This window comes from Gilvimarinus sp. 1_MG-2023 (assembly GCF_030548285.1).
On the sequence record NZ_JAUOSC010000340.1, the window covers coordinates 1 to 371 of the forward strand.

The following is a 371-nucleotide window of genomic DNA, read 5'->3' on the forward strand; positions in this document are numbered from 1 at the left end:
GTTCCAGGTTCTCGCGTTCGTTGGCGACAAACCGGCCCCCGGCAATTTCCAGTTCGATCCGGCGATCCGCGTAGCGATATGGGGGATAAAACTGCAGCAGATACTGCCGTGCAATCAGGCTGTAGAGCTGTTTTTCCGTCAGCGTCAGACGATCTGCTCCGGTGTTTTTTTCGGTCGGAATAATGGCGTGGTGGGCTTCGACCTTGCGGTCGTTCCAGGCTTTCGAGCGTAGCCCCAGATTGGCTCCCTGCACCACGCTGGCCAGCTCGGGCTGATGTTGCCCAATCGCCTGAATCACCGCTTCCCGGCGACTGTAGTGATCCATCGGCAAGTAACGGCAATCGGAACGAGGATAGGTGATCAGCTGATAT

General features: G+C 57.1%; 1 protein-coding gene. It reads right to left on the minus strand.

From position 1 onward, the window contains the following. On the minus strand, nt 1-371 hold a 371-nt coding region (locus Q4563_RS17090), incomplete at both ends, for a DNA topoisomerase (RefSeq protein WP_303605344.1).